This is a genomic window from Rhodococcus sp. NPDC003348 (assembly GCF_053589375.1).
The window spans coordinates 202,772-217,432 of the sequence record NZ_JBSFRT010000003.1 but is presented as its reverse complement, the minus strand read 5'-3'; the positions used below and the strand labels follow the sequence as shown (position 1 = coordinate 217,432).

General features: G+C 70.0%; 14 protein-coding genes. 12 read left to right on the top strand and 2 right to left on the bottom strand.

Going from position 1 to position 14,661, the window contains the following annotated elements; translation table 11 throughout:
* Nucleotides 1-661: 661 nt before the first annotated feature.
* Nucleotides 662-1,525, top strand: a complete 864-nt coding sequence (ddaH, locus tag ACWDU4_RS03500; RefSeq protein ID WP_450112455.1) for a dimethylargininase — start codon at nt 662-664, stop codon at nt 1,523-1,525.
* Complete coding sequence (gene rocD / locus ACWDU4_RS03495) at nt 1,522-2,748, top strand: ornithine--oxo-acid transaminase (RefSeq protein WP_450112454.1); 1,227 nt, start codon at nt 1,522-1,524, stop codon at nt 2,746-2,748. Before ddaH ends, rocD begins: the two co-directional genes overlap by 4 nt.
* Before the next feature lie 80 nt (nt 2,749-2,828).
* Here rocD and acs read toward each other — a convergent pair whose 3' ends face one another.
* Nucleotides 2,829-4,772 (bottom strand): acetate--CoA ligase, encoded by a 1,944-nt coding sequence (acs, locus tag ACWDU4_RS03490; protein WP_450112453.1) that lies wholly within the window; start codon nt 4,770-4,772, stop codon nt 2,829-2,831.
* A gap of 209 nt (nt 4,773-4,981) precedes the next feature.
* Here acs and ACWDU4_RS03485 point away from each other — a divergent pair, with 209 nt between their 5' ends.
* Both ACWDU4_RS03485 and ACWDU4_RS03480 read left to right on the top strand, forming a co-directional pair.
* On the top strand, nt 4,982-5,437 hold the full coding sequence (locus ACWDU4_RS03485; RefSeq protein ID WP_450112452.1) for a VOC family protein: 456 nt from the start codon (nt 4,982-4,984) through the stop codon (nt 5,435-5,437).
* A 55-nt stretch (nt 5,438-5,492) separates the two neighbouring features.
* On the top strand, nt 5,493-6,242 hold the full coding sequence (locus ACWDU4_RS03480; protein WP_450112451.1) for an oxidoreductase: 750 nt from the start codon (nt 5,493-5,495) through the stop codon (nt 6,240-6,242).
* Nucleotides 6,243-6,681: 439 nt separating this feature from the next.
* Here ACWDU4_RS03480 and ACWDU4_RS03475 read toward each other — a convergent pair whose 3' ends face one another.
* Nucleotides 6,682-7,569 (bottom strand): HAD family hydrolase, encoded by an 888-nt coding sequence (locus ACWDU4_RS03475; RefSeq protein ID WP_450112450.1) that lies wholly within the window; start codon nt 7,567-7,569, stop codon nt 6,682-6,684.
* Nucleotides 7,570-7,848: 279 nt separating this feature from the next.
* Between ACWDU4_RS03475 and ssd the strand changes: the two genes are divergently transcribed.
* From ssd to ACWDU4_RS03435, 8 genes are all read left to right on the top strand, one after another.
* Nucleotides 7,849-8,940 (top strand): septum site-determining protein Ssd, encoded by a 1,092-nt coding sequence (ssd, locus tag ACWDU4_RS03470; RefSeq protein WP_450112449.1) that lies wholly within the window; start codon nt 7,849-7,851, stop codon nt 8,938-8,940.
* Complete coding sequence (locus tag ACWDU4_RS03465; protein WP_450112448.1) at nt 8,937-10,106, top strand: TadA family conjugal transfer-associated ATPase; 1,170 nt, start codon at nt 8,937-8,939, stop codon at nt 10,104-10,106. Before ssd ends, ACWDU4_RS03465 begins: the two co-directional genes overlap by 4 nt.
* Nucleotides 10,103-10,912, top strand: a complete 810-nt coding sequence (locus ACWDU4_RS03460) for a type II secretion system F family protein (RefSeq protein ID WP_450112447.1) — start codon at nt 10,103-10,105, stop codon at nt 10,910-10,912. Before ACWDU4_RS03465 ends, ACWDU4_RS03460 begins: the two co-directional genes overlap by 4 nt.
* Nucleotides 10,909-11,493: a type II secretion system F family protein gene (locus ACWDU4_RS03455; protein ID WP_450112446.1), complete on the top strand. Its 585-nt coding sequence runs from the start codon at nt 10,909-10,911 to the stop codon at nt 11,491-11,493. The genes ACWDU4_RS03460 and ACWDU4_RS03455 overlap by 4 nt, the downstream gene beginning before the upstream one ends.
* 54 nt (nt 11,494-11,547) lie before the next feature.
* Nucleotides 11,548-11,772, top strand: a complete 225-nt coding sequence (locus ACWDU4_RS03450) for a DUF4244 domain-containing protein (protein WP_450112445.1) — start codon at nt 11,548-11,550, stop codon at nt 11,770-11,772.
* Between the two features lie 20 nt (nt 11,773-11,792).
* Nucleotides 11,793-12,140, top strand: a complete 348-nt coding sequence (locus ACWDU4_RS03445) for a TadE family type IV pilus minor pilin (protein ID WP_450112462.1) — start codon at nt 11,793-11,795, stop codon at nt 12,138-12,140.
* Nucleotides 12,137-12,553 (top strand): Rv3654c family TadE-like protein, encoded by a 417-nt coding sequence (locus ACWDU4_RS03440; protein WP_450112444.1) that lies wholly within the window; start codon nt 12,137-12,139, stop codon nt 12,551-12,553. The genes ACWDU4_RS03445 and ACWDU4_RS03440 overlap by 4 nt, the downstream gene beginning before the upstream one ends.
* A gap of 166 nt (nt 12,554-12,719) precedes the next feature.
* Nucleotides 12,720-14,660 carry an amino acid transporter gene (locus tag ACWDU4_RS03435; RefSeq protein ID WP_450112443.1) on the top strand — a complete coding sequence of 647 codons (1,941 nt, stop codon included), beginning with the start codon at nt 12,720-12,722 and terminating at the stop codon, nt 14,658-14,660.
* The last annotated feature ends 1 nt before the right edge of the window (nt 14,661 follow it).

The following is a 14,661-nucleotide window of genomic DNA, read 5'->3' as shown; positions in this document are numbered from 1 at the left end:
GACGACGGGGCGTGTGCACACGACAATTCCGCTACCCGGCGCGGAAAACCCGTGTGCACGTACCTGTTGGAGCGTGCACACACGGAATGCACGCATAAAGGCCGTGTGTACCGACGACAGGGCGCGTGCACACGACAGTTGGCCGCTTCGGCGCCAAAACCCCGGTGCACACACCCGATGCGGTGTCCACATACCCGCTACGCGTCCAACCCCTGTGTGAACCGGCGAACTCCTGTGCGCTCGGCCCGGCGGGAGACGGTGCCGCGATGCCGGCGGCGGTACGCCGTCCGCGGCACCGAAAACCCCTGTGCACACCCGATGCCGCGTCCACACACCCGATGCACGCGCAACGGTCGTGTGCACTGATGAAAAGTCGTGTGCACTGATGAAAAGTCGTGTGCACTGATGAAAAGTCGTGTGCACATGTCCCCCTCATCGATCCGGGGTGTGCGGTCGGATTCGCCGACCTGAGCCGTGGCCGGCCGCGGTAGTGGACGGTGCCGGGCACCACACAACCCATGTGCACGGAGTATCCACACAGCTGTTCCATGCCGGACACCCGCGTGCATCGGATGGAGCGCGTGTGCAGCGCCGTCTCCGGTGGCGGGACCGGTGGCGGGCGCGGATACTGACGTCACCGGTTGCCCTGAGGGGGTACGAGATGACGATGACGTCGAGGTCCGGCACCACCACGTCGCAGATTCCGCCGTTGCGGCACGAGTACCTGATGTGCCCCCCGACCTACTTCGACGTCCCATACCGGATCAACGACTGGATGGACCCCGCGATCCCGGTGGACCGTGCGCTGGCGCAGCGTCAGTGGGAGTCGCTCGTCGAGGTGTACCGGGATCTCGGACATGGTGTGCACCTGGTCGACCCGGTTCCGGGGCTGCCCGACATGGTCTTCGTCGCGGACAGCGGTCTGGTCGTCGACGGTGTTGCCCTGGGCGCCCGGTACCGCAGTGAGCATCGGGCGCCCGAGGCGGAGTACGTGATGCGGTGGTTCGAGTCGAACGGCCTGCGCAAACCCCGACGCCCGCGCTACATCAACGAGGGCGGCGGAGACCTGCTCGTCGTCGGCGAGATGATCTTCGCAGGCACCGGATTCCGTACGGACCAACGCGCGCATGCCGAGGCCGAGTGGCACCTCGGTAAGCGGGTCGCGACGCTCCGGTTGGTCGACTCCCGCTACTACCACCTCAACACTGCGATGGGTGTGCTCGACGACCGTACGATCGCGTATCTTCCCTCCGCGTTCGACGAGCGGAGCGTCACCCTGCTGCGATCACTCTTCCCGGACGCTGTCATTGCCACCGAAGCGGACACTCGGTGCCTGGGGCTGAACCTGGTGAGCGACGGACACAACGTGGTGCTCGGCGCGCAGGCGACGGCTCTGGCGTCGCGGTTGCGCGCCCGTGGATACAACCCGGTTCCCGTGGACATGTCGGAGTTCCTCAAGTCCGGTGGCGGAATCAAATGCTGCACACTGGAACTGCGGGGTTGGAGCCCCGGGGCGCAGTCGTGAACGAGGTTCCGTCGCAGTCCCGGACCGCGGCCGAGCTGGCGCGGGCCGACGCGCACAGTGCGCACAACTACCATCCGCTGCCGGTGGTGCTCGAGGTCGCCAGCGGAGCATGGGCCCGCGGTGTCGACGGCGTCGACTACCTCGACTTGCTGGCCGGGTACTCGGCGCTGAATTTCGGGCACCGCCACCCACGGCTGGTCGGGGTGGTGGAGCGGCAGCTCGGCCGGCTGACCCTGACCAGCCGCGCTTTTCAGCACGCGGCGTTCGCGGACTTCTGTGAAGCCGTCGCCGGCCTGTGCAGCAAGGATGCCGTGCTCCCGATGAACACCGGCGCCGAGGCGGTCGAGACCGCGCTCAAACTCGCACGCCGCTGGGGCTACGACGTCAAGGGAGTTCCGCCCGACCGGGCGGAGATCATCACCTTCGAGGGCAACTTCCACGGCCGCACGATCGCGATCGTCGGCTTCTCGACGGATCCCGACGCCCACAACGGTTTCGGCCCGTACCCGCCGGGGTTTCGGACCGTCCCGTACGGCGACATCGACGCGCTGGCATCGGCCGTCAGCGCGAACACCGTTGCGGTGCTGATCGAACCGATCCAGGGCGAGGCGGGGGTTCGGGTTCCTCCCGACGGTTTTCTCGCGGCGGTCCGCGGGCTGTGCGACGAGCGCGGCATTCTCATGGTGGCCGACGAGATCCAGAGCGGGCTCGGCCGAACCGGCGAGACTTTTGCGTGCGACCACGAGCAGGTGGTCCCCGACGTCTACGTTCTCGGAAAGGCGTTGGGGGGTGGGATTCTTCCGGTGTCGGCGGTGGTGGCCGACTGGGAGGTGATGGGTGTCATCGGTCCGGGGCAGCATGGCAGTACCTTTGGCGGGAACCCACTCGCATGCGTGGTGGGCACCGAAGTCGTGCGGATGCTCGAAACCGGCGAGTTCCAGAGGCGCAGTGTGGAACTGGGGGAGTACATGCACTCTCTGCTGGCGACGCTGCCCGCAGATGCCGTGGCGCACGTCCGGGGGCGCGGACTGTGGGCCGGCGTCGATCTCGCGGAGGGTCAGCCGTCGGCGCGGGTCGTGTGCGAGCGACTGCTGTCCCGCAGGGTACTGGCCAAGGACGCCCACGAGGGGACGATCCGGCTCGCGCCCCCTCTGGTGATCGAGCGGGACGAGATTGCATGGGCAGTACATCAATTGGCGGACTGCCTGGGTGAGGGTGGGTGACGTCGAGGCCCCCTCGCCTGTTGGCGAAGGGGCCTCGTCGTCACTGGGTGCCGGACTGTTCTCCGCGCGGGCGATGCCCGCTACTTTCCTCGGATTGCTTCGAAGACCTTGGGGTCGACGAGGGTGGAAGTGTCGCCGAGGTCGCGGCCTTCGGCGACGTCACGCAACAGGCGGCGCATGATCTTGCCGGAGCGGGTCTTCGGCAGTTCCGGGACGACGGTGATCTGCCGCGGCTTGGCGATCGGGGAGATCTCCGTCGAGACCTGCGCCCGCAACTCCGCGATCAGGGTCTCGCCGGTGTTCTCCGCGCCCTCGCGGAGGATCACGAACGCGACGATGCCCTGCCCGGTGGTCTCGTCCGCGGCGCCCACCACTGCCGCCTCGGCGATCGAGTGGTGCCCGACGAGGGCGGATTCGACTTCACTGGTGGAGATGCGGTGCCCGGAGACGTTCATGACGTCGTCGACGCGGCCGAGGACCCACAGGGCGCCGTCCTCGTCGTACTTGGCGCCGTCACCGGCGAAGTACCAGCCCTCCTCGGCGTAGCGGGACCAGTAGGTGTCCTTGTACCGGTCCATGTCGCCCCAGATGCCGCGCAGCATCGACGGCCACGGCTCGTCGAGCACCAGATACCCGTTGCCGCCGGCACCGAGTTCGTGGGCCTCGTCGTCGACGATCTTCGCCGAGATGCCGGGCAGCGGCGCCATCGCCGAGCCGGGCTTGGTGGCGGTGATCCCCGGCAGCGGGGAGATCATGATGGCGCCGGTCTCGGTCTGCCACCAGGTGTCGACGATGGGGGCGGTGCCGGCGCCGATGACGTCGCGGAACCACCGCCACGCCTCCGGGTTGATCGGCTCACCCACACTGCCGAGCAGCCGGATGGAGGACAGGTCGTGGGCGTCGGGGATCTCCCGGCCCCACTTCATGAACGTGCGCACCAGCGTCGGCGCGGTGTAATAGATGCTGACGCCGTACTTTTCGATGATCTCGAAGTGCCGGTGCTCGTTCGGGGAGTTCGGGGTGCCCTCGTACACGACCTGCGTGACACCGTTCGACAGCGGTCCGTAGACGATGTAGGAGTGGCCGGTGACCCAGCCGATGTCGGCGGTGCACCAGTACACGTCCTGGCCCGCCTTGTGGTCGAAGACGTTGTGGTGCGTGTACGAGGCCTGCGTCAAATACCCGCCGGAGGTGTGGATGATGCCCTTCGGCTTTCCGGTGGTGCCGGAGGTGTAGAGGATGAACAGCGGGTGCTCGGCGTCGAACGGCTGCGCCTCGTGCTCGGGCGAGGCCTTCTCGACGGTCTCGTGCCACCACAGGTCCCGGCCGGCGACGGTGTCGACGTCGATGCCGGTGCGCTTGACCACCAGGACATGTTCGACGGACTCCGCACCCGCGACGGCCTCGTCGACGGCCGGCTTGAGCGGGGCGGCCTGACCGCGGCGCCACTGCCCGTCGACGGTGACCACCAGCTTCGCGGCGGCGTCGTCGATGCGTGAGCGCAGCGCGGTGGCGGAGAACCCGGCGAACACCACCGAGTGCGTGAGCCCGAGGCGCGCGCAGGCGAGCATGGTGACAATCGCCTCGGGGATCATCGGCATGTAGATCGCGACCCGGTCCCCGGCCACCAACCCCAGCTCGGTGAAGGCGTTCGCGGCCTTGGAGACCTCGGCGAGCAGATCGTTGTAGGTCAGCGACCGCGAGTCGCCCGGTTCGCCCTCGAAATGGATGGCGACGCGGTCGCCGTTGCCGGCGAGGACGTGCCGGTCCACGCAGTTGTATGCCACGTTCAGGGTGCCGCCGACGAACCACTTCGCAACCGGGGCGTCGGACCAGTCGAGGACCTGCGACCACGGCGTCGCCCAGTCCAGGCGCTTGGCTTGGGTATCCCAGAAGCCGAGGCGGTCCGCGTCCGCGGCGACCTGCAGTTCCGGGCCGGCGTTGGCCGCCGCGGCGAACGCCGGGCTCGGCGGGTAGATCTCGGCCCCGTGCTCGGCGGCGCTGGTGTCGGCGGTGCTGGTCATGTCGGCCGTACCCTCATTTCAGTGTCGTGGCGCGTCGATCGGCGCAGTTGTGAGGGTAGTCACAGCCGCAGGCGAGCGCATCGTTGCATCCGCTTGCAACCCCTGTTCCTGCGGTGACCGGTCGTTTCGGGGCGACCGACGGCGATCGGGCGCGACGAATGGACACCGCAGGTAGGGCGGGTTGCACCTCGAGATGGTTCAGTGGGTGCGTGCAGCAGCATGTGAATGTCGTCACGCTCGGCGTGGCCGATGTCGCCCGTGCGTACGCCTTCTACGTCGACGGCCTGCATTGGCGCCCGACGCTGTACGTGCCGGGCGAGGTGTTGTTCCTCCAGGTCGGTGGGGGAGTGGTCCTGGCGTTGTGGTCGATCGACGCGATGGCAGGAGAATCCGGACCGACCGCCCCTCCTGTGGCTGCGGAGGGGCGTGCCCCCGTCACGCTCGGACACAACGTGGACGGGGCGGACGAGGTCGACGCGGTGCTGTCCGGTGCCGTGGCCGCCGGCGGGGCCGTTCTGGTTCCCGGGGCCCGCCGGGCCTGGGGCGGGTACAGCGGCTACTTCGCGGATCCCGACGGCTACCGCTGGGAGGTTGTCCACAATCCCGGACTGGTGGTGCATTCGGACGGTCGCGTGGAGATCGGCACGCCCGACGGCCCGGAGTGAGTGGGGATTGCCTGCGTGCGAGGTCGGTAGGTGGCAGCAGGTAGCGTCGACCGGTGTGAACGACCCACTTCAGCCCCTGGTGGACCTGCCCGGCGTGCGTGAGGCCGCCGACCGGGCCCGCGACGCGCTCGGCGAGGTCCATCGGCACAAGACGAACCGGCGTGGCTGGCCGACCACGGCGGCCGAGGCGTCGGTTCGGGCCGCGCGGGCGTCGGCGTCGATCGACGGCGGCAGCACCGAACTTCCCGGCGCCGGTGAGGTGGGAGATCCGGTGCTGACCGGGGCCCTGCGGGTTGCGCAGGCGCTCGACGGGGACGCGCTGGCGAACACGGTCTCGACGTGGCAGCGCGCACCGCTGCAGGCGTTGGCGCGGCTGCACCTGCTGGCTGCGGCCGGGCTGGTCGACGACGAGGCGGCTCTGGGGCGTCCGCGTACCGAACCGGGCGTGGGCGAGCGGCTGGACCTGCTTGCGCAGTTGGTGACCGGTGGAACGAAGGCCCCGGCCCCGGTGCTGGCGGCCGTGGTTCACGGTGAGCTGCTGGCGTTGCGGCCGTTCGGTACCGGTGACGGCGTCGTGGCCCGGGCGGCCTCGCGTCTGGTGGCGGTCTCGACCGGACTCGATCCGCACAATCTCGGGGTGCCCGAGGTCAGTTGGCTGCGTCGGCAGCAGGCCTACCGGGATGCGGCCACCGGGTTCGCGTCAGGGACGGTCGAGGGTGTCGGGGGATGGGTGATCCTGTGTTGTGGCGCGCTCGAAGCCGGTGCCCGGGAGGCGCTTTCCATCGCGGAGGCCGCAGCACCCTGAATCGGCCTGCGGGACAGCGGAAAGCGGAGGAAATTCCTTTACGGCGTCGATGCTGTCGGCGCATGAAACGGGCGGCGCTGCCGACTGCTGTCGACTTCGCCGCCCGCTAGCACGGACTACCTGGTTACCAAGCGTGCAAAATGGTCTGTGATCCGGCCTCGGCGTAGGCTCACGTACCGTCGGTTCGCCTCTGCAACTTGTGCAAGGTTCTCGCCAACGTGTGCGCGAGTTACGCAGGCCCACAATGACTCTGCCCTTATAGTGGCTTGCGCTCCGCGTGGGTGCCTGGTGTCCGTGCTGGGACTCCCGACTGGGGAATCGGACCTTCTCTTCTGATTCGATCCTGGCCTGCCGTTCGTCCGTAACTCCTTTGTACCCTGTGACTCCGCGCACTTCAAGGGATATCCGGGCCTGGATCGATACCAGTTTTTTGCCTGTGTCAGCGCCGGCGGCGCAATACTCCGTACGTCACCGCGCCCGCCGCGACGGCAGCGAATCCGACCGCAGTGGCGGCGATCGTGGAGGTCGTCGACGTCGAGGGCAGTCGTGCCCGCAACGGCACCGGGTTCGAGAAAGTCAGTACGGGCCAACCCTTTTCGGTGGCCTCCTTGCGGAGTGTGCGATCGGGATTCACGGCTGTCGGGTGTCCGACGGCCTCGAGCATCGGCAGGTCGGTGGACGAGTCGGAGTAGGCGTAGCAACGGTCGAGGTCGTACCCGTGGGTCGCGGCCAGTTCGCGGATCGCCCGGGCCTTGCCCTCACCGTGACAGTAGAACTCGAGGTCGCCGGTGAACCTGCCGTCCTTTACCGCCATCCGGCTGGCGGCGGAGTGGTCGGCGCCGAGTGCCTGCGCGATCGGGGTCACCACCTCCTCGCCGGACGCGGACACCACGATCACGTCGTGGCCGCGGGCCTTGTGGTCCGCGATCAGGTCGGCCGCCTCCGAGAAGACGAGGGGGTCGACGATGTCGTGCAAGGTCTCGGCAACGATCGTCCGCACCTGGTCCACGTCCCAGCCGGCGCACATGTTCGTCAGGTGGACGCGCATCCGCTCGGTCTGGTCGTGGTCCGCGCCGGAGACGAGGAATAGAAACTGTGCGTAACTGCTCTTGAGCACGGCGCGACGGTTGATCAGACCCTGCTCGAAGAACGGCTTGCTGAAGGCCAGGATGCTCGATTTGGCGATGATGGTCTTGTCGAGGTCGAAGAATGCGGCCACGCGCCGATCCCCCGAACTCTCCTGCGTGTTCGCCGTCACGGGTACAGAGTAGAGGTCCGGCCTGCGGTCGCGGACAGCCGCGCGCACGGCGGGCCGCAAGATGGACATGTGACCAGTTGAACTTGCGATGGGATGGGCGGCGAGGTGTAGTATCAGGGGTACCTGGACTTGATCTAGGTGTGTTCAGTCCGACCCCCCGGGACTGAACTCCGAAGACCCCCGCCTCCTCCCCCCCTGGCGGGGGTCTTCTTCGGTCCGGGTGCCGAAGCTCCTGGTGGATCGCCGTTTTCGAGGCAGGTCGCGAGGGTTGTCCACAGGCGACGAAAGTTCTCCACAATCGGCGGACACCCTCTGGTGCGCCGCTGTCCGTGCCCGCACGCTCGACGCATGGACACACCAAGGGACGCGGAACGGCTGCAGGTCCTCGTGCTCACCGCCGATGCAGAACTGTCCTCCGGCGTCCGCCGCGCCGGTGCTGCGGCCGACCGCGAGATCGTCGAGCACCCCTCGCCTGCGCCGCGCCGGTTGTGGGTCGGCGCCTCCCACGTCGTGGTGGACGCGGAGTCGGCCCACGGGTGCGCGGGAGCGAACCTGCCCCGGCGCGGTGGGGTGCACCTCGTTTGCTCCGGCCCGCCCGGGGCGCCCGAATGGCGCGCCGCGACCGCTGTGGGTGCCGAATCGGTGCTCAGCCTGCCCGCCGGAGAGGCGGACCTGGTGGCCGCCCTCGCCCGGCGCGCCGAGGGGCGTGACGGAAGAGGACCGGTCGTCGCAGTCGTGGGTGGTCGCGGCGGCGCCGGCGCGTCGACTCTGGCGGCCGCGCTCGCACTGACCGGCCCCGTCAAGTGCCCCGGGCGGCGGTCCCTGCTCGTCGACTGCGACGCTCTCGGAGGTGGCCTGGACCTGCTTCTCGGTGCCGAGCAGCGGCCGGGACTGCGGTGGCCATCGCTGCTCGTCGAGGGTGGTGCGGTGTCGGCTGCTGCGCTGCACGCCGCGCTGCCCGGTCTCGGGGAGGGCGTCTCGGTCCTGTCGTGCGGTCGCGGGCCGGGACTCGAGGAGCCGGGCGCGGCGGCGCTCACCGCCGTGGTCGAGGCGGGTCGCGCCGCCGGGGACGTGGTGGTGTGTGACGTGCCGCGGTACTCGCGCACGGTCACGGAACTCGCGTTGAGCCTCGCCGACGTCGTCGTCGTGGTGATTCGCGCGCAAGTGCGCGCGGTCGCCGCGGCCGAGGCGCTGCTCGCCGGGCTGCGGGACCAGCATCCCAATGTCGTTGCGGTGGTTCGTGGTCCGGCGCCGGGTGGGTTACGTGGCACCGAGATCGCGGATCTGCTTGGCGTGCCGGTTCTTGCGTCGATGCGTCCGGAGCCGGGTCTGGCCACCGCGCTCGAACACGGCGGGCTGCGGCTGCGCGGTCGATCGCCGTTGCGCCGCGCGGCCACGGCGGTTCTCGACCTCGTCGCTACCGCCGGGCGGGACTCGTGAGCGCGCTGGTGTCCGCGGACCTGCTGGACCGGGTGCGTGGGCGGCTTGCGCAGACGTCGGACACGCCCACCCCGGCGACGGTGGCCGCGGCGATCCGCGCCGAGGCGTCCGGGGTGCTCGGTGACACCGACCTGCTGGAGGCGTTGCGGACCCTACAGACCGAACTGACCGGGGCGGGGATCCTCGAACCGCTCCTCGGGCAGCCCGACGTGTCGGATGTCCTGGTCACCGGCCCGGACGAGGTGTGGGTCGATCGGGGGCACGGGCTCGAGCGTGCCCCCGTCGCGTTCGCCGACGAGGCCGCGGTGCGCAGGCTCGCGCAGCGTCTCGCACTCGCCGCGGGCAGGCGACTGGACGACGCCCAGCCATGGGTGGACGGCCGGCTGCCGGGCACACCCGGCGCGAACTTCGGGGTGCGCCTGCACGCGGTGCTCGCCCCCGTCGCGCAGGCCGGTACCTGTCTGTCCCTGCGGGTGCTGCGGCCGGCCACACAGGGCCTCGACGCGTTGCTCCGTTCGGGCACCTTGACGGCGGAATCGCACGAGCTGCTGCGCCGCATCGTCGCCGCGCGGCTGGCGTTCCTGGTGATCGGCGGGACCGGGGCGGGCAAGACCACTCTGCTCGCCGCGCTGCTGGCGACGGTCTCGGCGGGTGAGCGGATCGTGTGCGTCGAGGACGCGGCCGAACTTGCCCCGAACCATCCGCACGTGGTGCGACTGGTCGCTCGTCCGGCGAATGTCGAAGGGGTGGGGGAGGTGTCGGTTCGGCACCTCGTGCGCCAGGCACTTCGGATGCGGCCGGATCGCATCGTCGTCGGTGAGGTTCGCGGCGCCGAGGTGGTGGATCTGCTCACCGCGCTGAACACCGGTCACGACGGTGGCGCCGGAACCGTCCACGCCAACTCGCCCGAGGAGGTGCCCGCCCGGCTGGAGGCGCTCGCGGCGCTCGGTGGGATGGATCGGGCGGCGCTACACAGTCAGCTCGCCGCCGCGGTGCAGGTCGTCCTGCATTGCCGCCGGGACGCGACCGGCCATCGGTCTCTGGCAGAAGTGGCTGTGCTGGAAAGGAACTCCTCCGGCGAGGTGATGGTGGTACCCGCGTGGCGCGAGGGTTGGGGTCCGGGTGCGGACCGGTTGCGCACTCTGCTGGAACGGGCGAACCGGTGACCGCCGCACTGATGGTTGCGGCGGTGGCGTTGCTCGTCGTGCCGGCGTCGCCGGCACGGCACCGGCTGCGGTCACGGCCGGACCGGCGCGGCGCGGTCCACGGGGCGCTGCCCCGAATCGGTGTGGCGCTCGCTGCCTCCGCGGTCACGGCCGCGACGGTCGTCGAACCGGCCGCCGGCGCGGCGACGGCGATGGTCGTGGGCACCGTGGGATATCGGGTGCGGCGATCGCGGCGGACCCGCCGTCGTGCGGTGGAGCTCCGGGCCCTGCTCGCGGCGCTCGAGGTCGTCATCGCCGATCTCCGAGTCGGAGCGCACCCCGAGGCCGCGTGCAATGGCGCCGCGGACGAGACGAAAGGTTCTGTTGCCCAAGCATTTCGGTCCGCTGCCGCCACCGCACGCCTCGGGGGGAGTGCGGCGCAGGGGCTTGTCGCCGAGGGTCGTCGCGGCGAATCGGGTGACGCGGACATCGCTTCGGACCTCGACCGCATCGCGGCCGCCTGGAAGATCGCCGAACGGCACGGCATCGCGCTCGCCGATCTGCTCGAAGCGGCACGGGCAGATCTGTTGGGGCGGATCAGGTTTCGCGCTCGAGTGGAGTCGGGGATGGCCGGCGCCAGGGCCACGGCCGGTGTCCTCGCCGGGCTACCGCTGCTCGGCGTGGGACTCGGCCAGATGATGGGTGCGGGGCCCGTGCGGGTGCTGCTGTCCGGCGGGCTCGGGGGCATCCTACTGGTCGTCGGCACCGCACTCGCCTGCGCCGGGTTGGCCTGGGCCGACCGAATCACCACCCGGGCGACGGCATGATCGGCGCGGTTGGGCTCGCCCTCGCCGCGGCGGTGCTCGCGGCACCCGGTCCGACCGTCGCCCGTGCGCGGCTGCGGGCGCTGCCCGGGCACGTCCCGGACGTCGTCCCACGACGCGCCGGCCCGGCGTCACCGGATCCGCTGGCGGGCGCGGCCAGCTACGACCTGCTTGCGGCGTGCATGCGATCCGGCCTGCCGGTGGCCGCCGCAGCCGCCGCCGTGGCAGAGGAGGCGCCGGATCCACTCGCGGAGGTGCTGCGCCGGGCGGCGAACCTCCTGGCGCTCGGGGCCGAGCCCGACATCGCGTGGCAGCACGCGGGCACCTGCCCCGAAACCGAGGCGCTGTCGCGGATGGCCCGGCGCTCGGCGCGATCCGGATCCGCGCTCGCTGACGCCATGGCCGAACTCGCGGCCGAGGAACGCGCCTCGATCGAGGACCGCGGCGCGGCGGCAGCCGAACGTGCCGGTGTGCTCATCAGCGGCCCGCTCGGCCTGTGCTTCCTGCCCGCGTTCCTGTGCCTGGGTATCGCCCCGGTCGTCATCGGGCTCGCCACACACGTGCTCGGTGAGGGGTTGCTGTGACAGCACACGCACGTCGTCGCGGAACGGCCGCGACGAAGATCAAGGGGGAAAGTCATGTCCGACAAGGGACTGCGTTCGATTCGGGCCGGTGCACGAGTGCTTCGGATGCGCCTGCTGCTGGCCGCGGTGGCGGACGACGGCATGTCGACCGCGGAGTACGCGATCGGCACCATCGCTGCCGCGGCGTTTGGGGCGGTGCTGTATTCGGTGGTCACCGGCGACAGCATCGTCTCCGCGCTGACCGGCATCATCGACAAGGCGCTCAGCACGTCGGTGTAGTCACCGGCCGCACCCCGGCAATCGGCGACCGGGGTGCGGTCACGGTCGAGGCCGCGATCGCGTTGACGGCGATCGTCGTGGTCGTGATTCTGTGCGTCGGCGCGGTGCTCGCCGTGACCGCGCAGGTGCGGTGCATCGACGCCGCGCGGGAGGCGGCGCGTCTGGCGGCGCGTGGAGACCACGACCAGGCGGTACCGGCCGCGCGGCGGGTGGCGCCGGACGGCGCGCGCATCGATCTGCACGAGGCCGAAGGGTTCGTGACCGCGCGCGTTCGGGTCGACGCGGCCCTGTTTCCGATGCTCGAGGTTTCCGCGGAAGCCGTTGCAGCGCTCGAGGACTCGGTTGTCGATGAGGGAGGGTCGCGGTGAGGGATGAGCGTGGCTCTGCGACGGTGTTGTCGTGCTTCGCGATGCTGGCGCTTGTGGCTGTTGTTGCGGCGGTCGGGTATCTCGGCTCGGCGTTGGTGACCCGGCACCGGGCGCAGGCCGTCGCGGACCTCGGAGCCTTGGCCGCGGCGGGCGTGGCCGATCTCGGGGTGGACGGTGCGTGCACCGCTGCCGGCGAAGTCGCAGGCCGGTCGCGGGCCACGGTGCTCGAGTGCCGGCTGGAGGGCTGGGACGCGGTCGTGAGGGTGGCGGTTCCGGTGCCGCTCTCGCTCGGGTACACGGAGGCGACCGCCGCGGCCCGCGCGGGGCCCGCCGCGGACCGAGGTGTCGCCACCGGAACCGGCACTTCCCGGACAGGGGCCGACTCGGCGCGGAGTCGCTCGCCTGCCCGGTGACCGTGTGGTTCGGTCGATGCTGCGTTGTTGCCGGCGGGTGGGGCCCGTCGGGACCGAACGGTCGGCCCGGTACGGGCTCGACCCGTCGTTAGCACGCCCGGATGTGCAACACGCACATATCCTCGGCGCCGGGTATCGGGGCCAATGGCAGGATTCGGGTGTGACCATGACGGACCGTTCCGCGCTGCGACTGCGATCGTGGCTGCTCGCGGACATCACCGAGGAGCCCGCCGGGCACCAGGGGCCCTTCCGGTCACCGCCGAAGAAGGAGGAGCACAAGCACCCCTGGTGGAAGGTGATGTGCCTGACCGGCGTCGACTACTTCTCCACCCTCGGGTACCAGCCCGGCATCGCGGCGTTGGCTGCCGGTGTGCTGTCGCCACTGGCCACGCTCGTCCTCGTCGCGCTGACCCTCCTCGGAGCGCTGCCGGTGTATCGGAGGGTCGCGGCCGAGAGCCCCCGAGGGGAGGGCTCGATCGCCATGCTCGCAAAACTGTTGCCGCGCTGGGGTGGCAAGATCTTCGTCCTCGTGCTGCTCGGCTTCGCCGCGACCGACTTCATCATCACGATGACGCTCTCGGCCGCCGACGGTGCCGCACACGTCGTCGAGAACCCGTTCGCCCCGAGCTTCCTGGACGGGCGCAACCTGGTGGTCACCCTGGTGTTGCTGGCCCTGCTGGCGGCGGTGTTCCTCAAGGGGTTCTCCGAGGCGATCGGCATCGCGGTCGCTCTGGTCGCCGCGTTCCTGGCCCTGAACCTCGTGGTCGTGGTGGCCGGCTTCTGGCACGTCGCCACGGCGCCGTCGGTCGTCACCGACTGGACGCACGCGCTGTCCGCGCAGCACGGCAGCCCGTGGGCGATGATCGCCGTCTCCCTGCTCGTGTTCCCCAAGCTGGCACTCGGGATGTCCGGCTTCGAGACCGGGGTCGCGGTGATGCCGCAGATCACCGGCGACGAGACCGACACCGCCTCCTCGCCGCGCGGACGCATCCGTGGGGCCCGGCACCTGCTCACCACATCGGCACTGATCATGAGCGGGTTCCTGATCGTCACGAGCTTCCTGACCATTGTGCTGATTCCCGAAGCGGAGTTCGAAGCCGGGGGGCAGGCGAACGGGCGGGCCCTGTCCTACCTGGCGCACGAGTATCTCGGAAACGGGTTCGGCACCGTGTACGACGTCAGCACGATCGCCATCCTGTGGTTCGCGGGCGCGTCGGCGATGGCCGGGCTGCTCAACCTGGTGCCGCGCTACCTGCCCCGCTTCGGGATGGCCCCGGACTGGGCGCGTGCCGTCCGTCCCCTGGTGCTGGTGTTCGCCACGATCGCCTTCGCGATCACCTGGTACTTCGATGCCGGCGTCGACGCGCAGGGCGCCGCGTACGCGACCGGAGTTCTGGTGCTGATCACGTCCGCGGCGGTCGCCGTCACGATCTCCGCACGGCGGCGCGGCCAGCCCCGCAAGGCAGTCGGGTTCGCTGTCGTGTCGGCGATCTTCCTCTACACGACCGTGGTAAACGTCTTCGAACGGCCGGAGGGCGTGCAGGTCGCCACCCTGTTCATCATCGCAATCCTGTTGGTGTCGTTCGCGTCCCGGTTCAGTCGGGCGTTCGAGTTGCGGGCCGACTCGGTCAGCTACGACGAGACCGCGCAGCGCTTCATCGACGAGGCCGCCCGCGGCACCATCCGAATCGTCACCCACGACGTCGATCGGCGAGGTTCGGCGGATTACCGTGCCAAGGCCGCGAAACAGCGTGCCGAGAGCCACCTTCCCGACACCGAACCGATCCTGTTCCTGGAGGTCAACATCAAGGACTCGTCGGAGTTCGCGACGAAGCTACGCGTCCACGGCCGGCAGCGCGACGAGCACCGGATCCTGTGGGTCAACAGCGCAGCGATCCCGAACACCATCGCCGCGGTTCTCCTCGACATCCGGGACCGGACCGGGGCCATCCCGCACGTGTATTTCGACTGGACCGAGGGAAACCCGATCTCGAACCTGCTGCGGTTCCTGTTCATCGGTCAGGGCGAGGTGGCCCCGGTCACCAGAGAAGTACTGCGCCGGGCCGAGCCGGACGTGTCCCGCCGACCGCACGTCCACGTCGGGTAGG